The following is a 5,533-nucleotide window of genomic DNA, read 5'->3' as shown; positions in this document are numbered from 1 at the left end:
CCCGGGACTCCTCCGTCCGGTGGGTCTCCTCGGTCTCCCGGGACTCCTCCGTCCCGTCGGCCCGGCGCTTACCCTCGACCGCCTCGCGTCGCGCCTGGTCCGCGTCCTCGCCAGTGTCGCGCCGCCCGTTCACCGCGGCCTCGTCGGCCTCGTCGGCCGCGCGCCGCCCGTTCGCCGCCTCGTCGGCCTCGTCGGCCTCGCGCCGCGCCTCGGTCTCCCGCCGGATGCGCTCCTGCTCCTGCCGGCGCTCGGCGACGACGACGGTCGAGTAACCCTCGCGCTCGTCGTGGTCGAGCCTGACGCGGCGACCGTTCTCCGGGCCGAACTCGGACACCGTCTCGTGGTCGTTCCGGACGTCCACGAGACCGACCCGCAGATCCAGTGCGGAGGCCGTGAGCACCGCGAAGGCGTCCCGGACGGAGAGCGGGTCGCTCACCGCGTCCCAGCCCTGTTCCCGCCAGGTGGCGATCTCCCGGTGCATGTCCTCCACGAAGACCGGCCAGTCCGCCACGTCGTTCCCCATGCGGCCGGCCCAGGCGGAGTAGAGCTCGTACGCCTCCCGCGCCAGCTCGGGGTTCTCCCGGAACCGCTCCTCGACCCGCCCGCGCAGCGCCCGCTCCGCGGCGGCCGGGTCGGCGGCCAACCGCCCGCCCTCGTCCTCTCCGAACAGCTGCGTCAGCAACTGCGGGTCGTCCTCGACGAGCGCGCGCAGCATCGGCGCGCCGGCCGGCTCGTCCTCCGGCCGTACGGCGTTCCGCGAGACGGGCGCGCCGTTGTCGGCCGGGGTGGAGTGCTGCCGGGAGCTCTCCTGGCCCGGCTCGCCCCGGACCTCGGCGATCAGGCCGCCCTCACGCCGGACGTGCACGGTGACGCCGCCCGCCGTGCCGTGCACGACGCCGTCGGCCGGCAGCGGCTGCCCGGCCCGCTGGGCGCGGTCGAGCACGACACCGGCCGCGTAGCGGATGTCGTCGGCCTGCCACTCGCGCGGCAGACCGGGACCGCGCGGTTCCCTCCAGGCGTCCTCGGTGAAGCTCGGCCGGAGCGTGCGGACGTCGAACTGCGGGACGGTGGGCGGGAGCTGCTCGCCCGGCCGGAGCGGGCCGGGCTCGCGCAGCGCGTGGGGGCCGCCGGTGGGCAGTACCCGGTCGGAGTAGGTGGTCACCGGCCCCGCCATGTCGAACAGCTGCCGCAGCGGGCTGCCGGGCTGGTTCCAGCCGAATCCGGGCAGCAGTTGGCCCACCAGCGTCGAGACGTTGGTCCCGGCGGCCTCCCGCGCCGTGAGGCTCCGGAAGGCGCCGGCGGGCTCGCCCACCGGCACGACGGTGACGTTGACCAGCAGCGGCTGCCGACCGCGGTTGCCCTGGGCCCAGACCTGCTGGACCTCCCGGTTCACCTGGTCGGTGAAGGTACGGATCTGCTGTTCCGTCACTCCGTCCTGCCGGCTCACGTGGAGCGGGACGACGACGTCGATGCCGTGCTGTCCCGAGTTGAAGAGCACCCGCTGGACCTGGAGCTGGCCGGTACCGACGGCGATCCGCCGGCCGGCACCGGTGGCGATCACCTGCTGCTGGTCCCAGCCCTCCGTGGTGGTGCCGGGCTGCAGGTCGGCGGGCCGGTAGGCGAGGTGCCGGCCGTCGCGGGTGAGGCCCTCGATGCGGACGCCGTTCGCCTCGCCGATCCAGCGGTAGGTCCGCTCGTCGATCCGGACGCGGTGGGACGCCGTGCCGTGCGCGGACTCGACGGCCTGGAGGACGCCCGTGCGGCCCCACTCGCGCGGGAACATCGTCCGGACGGAGTTGTCCCGCGGCTCGAACCAGTGGTTGCGGAACTCCGAGAGCGGCGCGTCGGGGGCGACGGTCGCGTCGAGGAAGCGCACCCGGGCACGGTACGTGCCGTTGACGTGGGCGGCGCCGCGCTCGATCACCTCGACGCCGCGCAGGCGGTGCCAGGTCGCGGTGTCCACGTTCGAGCCCGGGGTGAACTCCTGGTGCAGTCCGGTGAAGAACTGCCGGTCGCCGTAGCGGGAGACGTCCTGGGCCCGCTGCCCGTAGCGCAGGAGGCTCGCGGGCCGCGAGGGCGCGTAGTCGAGGTCCGGGTCGCGGGGCGGCAGCGGGCCCGGGTCGGACAGGCCGTTCCAGGGCGTGGCCGTCCGCCGGGGGCGGGTCGGCGGGGCCGGCGGGGCCGGTGACTCGTGCGGCTCCGGCTGGGTGTCGGCGGGCCGGAAGGACGAGAACCGGTCGCCGTGGATCTCGCCCTCGATCCGCACGCCGGCGTACTCGCCGGTCCAGCGGTAGCGGCTGCCGCCCGCCGGGACCACCGTGCCGTGGCGCAGCGCGTCGAGGTAGGACTGCTCGGCGGCGTAGACCGCCTCGTCCTCGGTCCAGTTCCGGGGGAACAGCCGCCGCCGTTCGGCGGTGTCGGTGGTGAGCAGGTCGCCGGCGGCGCTGTCGGTGCGGACGCCGACGGCGCGGCGCGAGCCGGCCGGTGCGGCCTCGTACTCGACGTGCAGCACGCCGTTCGCGTGCTGTTCGACGATCGCCGAGGGGCGTCGGCGGTCGGAGCCGGGCGTCGGCAGCAGGTGGCCGCCCTCGGTGCGGCGGTCGCCGTACAGCGAGGACTGCCGGGCGTCCAGGCCGAAGGAGGCGCGGGGCGGGAGCGGGTGGCCGTCGGGGGCGTGGTGGGTGGAGGTGAGCCGGGACGGCTGGGTGCCGAACGCCTCGTCGACGGCGGCGCCCAGCTCGCGCAGGTTGCGCGCGGCCAGGGTCACCGTGCCGTCGACCCGGCGCGGGCCGATGCCGGCGGGCTGGTCGGCGGAGATCCGGCCGTGCTCGACGCGGTCGGAGCCCATCATGCCGGCGTCGGTGTAGATGGTGTGCCGGTTCTGGGGGCGACGGTACTCGTCGTCGAGGCCGAGCAGGTGGCCGATCTCGTGGGCCAGCGTGTCCGGGGTCGATTCGAGGGACCAGGTCTCGTTGTTCTCGTGGAGCTTCCGGGTGAACAGGTCGACGATGTGGATGTGGTGGTTGACGTCGGCCGAGTGGTCGACGAACTCGGGCCGGACCCGCAGCACGTCGCCGTTGGGCAGCCGGTGGCCGGTGTTGTACGCGTCGTTGACGCCGTCCCACACCCGGTCGATCACCTGCCCGATCTGGTCGTCGGTGAACTGCTCGACGGGGGCGTCGTAGCCGTAGCCCTCCTCGATGCCCGCCTCGGCCGGCTCGCGGCGGATGTGGATGCGCACCACGATCTCGGTGGCGGGGTCGCCGTTCTCCAGGAAGCCGCGCCGCACCTCGTAGCCGCGGAGGTAGGAGGCCGAGACGGACCGCCCGAAGGCGTCGAGGGGCGCCCGGACCTCGCGCGCCGCGAGGACCTGGGCCAGCTCGGTCTCGGCGGGGTCCACCAGCATGGTGAGGTCGTCGCCGTGGTCGGTCTGGGCCGGGGAGGACTCCCGCTCGGACTCAGGCTCGGACTCCCGCTCGGACTCAGGCTCGGACAGCATCTCGGTGTCGCGGTCCTGCGGGGCGTCCTCGCCGATCCTGACCACCGTCTCGCTGTCCTCCGGGCCGTACCGGGTGACGTTCCCGTGCCCGTCGGCCACCTCCAGCCGGACGTGCAGGGTGTGGGCGAGCAGCGGCGCGAGCGCGCCGCCGAGCCCGGCGTCGTGGGTGCCGTCCGAGGCTGCCAGGGCGTGCCGCAGGCCGTGGAGTTCCCGGGCGGTCTCCATGCTCGGGGGAAGGTGGGGGCGGAAGGCGGTCAGCGCCTCGACCGGGAGGTTCTCGGGCCGGGTCCGCTGGAGGTACTCGGCCACCTCGGTGGTCATCAGCCGGAGCACGTCCGGCCGTTCGGTGGTCGGCGGGAGGCCGTGGTGCCCCAGCAGGGCCTCGGTGAGCTCGGGCGACGCGTCCGCGACGGCGTCCAGCAGGGGGTGGCCGGCCGGCGGCGCGAGGTGCGGCACGGGGGCGGGACCGGAGGTGTGGGACGGTGCGGAGTCCGCCGTCCGCGGCGGGACGTGCAGCTGCGGGAGGTCCCGCTGGTCGCCGATGCCCCGGTAGCGGTTGATCTGGCCGTCGACGACCTCGACCTCCAGGAGGACGCCGTGGAACTCGTCGTAGACGACGCCGGTCTCGGTCCGGCCGACCTGGTGCCGGTCGACGAGCTGGGTCACGGCCCAGCGCGCGTCGGAGGCGGTCCACTCGCGGGGCAGGCTCTGGTTCTCGGGCAGGCCGTGCGGGTCCAGCTCGATCCCCGTCCGGGTGAACCGGAAGTCCACGGCTCCCACGGCCCGCTGGCTCTGCCGGTCCGTGCCGGCGGTCACCGCGGGCCGGTGCTCGCCCGGCCGCAGCGGGCCGGGTTCGCGCAGGTCGGTGGGGACGTGCGGGGCGCCCTCCGCGGTGTGCAGGTCCGCCAGCACGTCCACGCGGGTGGGGGCGAGCTCCTCCAGCCGGGAGACCGTCTCGTGGAACACGTCCCCGTGGTCCTGGTGGACCAGCGGGCCCAGGAGGAGCCGGAGGCTCTCCGCGGTGTCGACCACCGACAGGTCGGCGGGGTCCGGCAGGGAGTCGTGGTCGATGATCACCCGGGCGTAGGGGTCCCGGTGGTCGTCGCCGAAGTCGAGGCGGACGGTGACCAGCGTCTCCGGCGTGCCGTCCGCGTCCGCGGTCGCCCGCACCTGTTCCCGGACGTAGGCGTCCACCCTGCGCTGGAGTTCGCCCCTGGCGGCCTCCTGCTGCGGGCGCGTCAGACCGCCCTCGACGGACACGTCGACGGGGAGGGTGATCTCCACGCCCAGCTGCCCGGAGTCGAACAGGACACGGGAGACGGTCAGGGTGCGGCCGTCCAGGTCGACCTCGGTTCCCCGGAGGGTGTGCCGCGCACGGAGGTCGTCCCAGGCCCGCAGGGGGCTGGTGGGCTGGTCCTCGGTCGGGCGGTGGGCCAGGTGGGCGCCGTCGCGGGAGAGTCCCTCGGTGCGGACCCCGTCGGCCTCCCCCACCCAGTAGTAGGTCCGGCCGTCCTCCAGGTACACCCGGCGCTCGGCCGGAACGCCGTCGTGCGCGTCGTCGACGTGGTTCAGCAGGTCCGCGGACGACCAGGTCCGCGGGTACATGGTGCGCAGGCCGTCGTCGTCGTCCCGGACCCGCCAGCGGGTCGGGAAGTCGGCGAGCGGGGAGTTCGGCGCGACGGTCGGGTCGAGGAAGGCCACCCGGGCCCGGTACGTGCCGTTGTGGACCGGGGGCCGGGTCTCGACGACCTGGGCGCCGTGCGCCCGGAGCGCGTTCTCCCGGCCGGGCAGCTGAAGGTCCAGCTCGTGGTGCAGGCCGGTGAGGTTCTGCCGGTCGCCGTAGCGGACGACGTCCTCGGCACGCTGGCCGAACGCCCCGAAGGCCCGGGCCGGGTCGTCGGGAGTGGGACGGTGCGGGGCGTTCAGCGGCGGATCCACATCCGGCTGCACGTCCGCCGGACGGAACGACAGGAACTGCTCCCCCCGGACCTCACCCTCGATCCGCACCCCGGCGTACTCACCGGTCCAGCGGTG

Annotated in this window: 1 protein-coding gene; it reads right to left on the bottom strand. The window is 74.9% G+C overall.

The genetic code is table 11. The annotated features are described in order from the left end of the window. Window positions 1-5,533 (bottom strand): EndoU domain-containing protein (locus tag ABZY91_RS37370; RefSeq protein WP_355408128.1); only part of this gene is annotated, 5,533 nt, incomplete at both ends.

The organism is Kitasatospora sp. NPDC002965 (assembly GCF_040611255.1).
Taxonomy (GTDB): domain Bacteria; phylum Actinomycetota; class Actinomycetes; order Streptomycetales; family Streptomycetaceae; genus Kitasatospora.
This window is presented reverse-complemented; position numbering and strand designations above follow the sequence as displayed.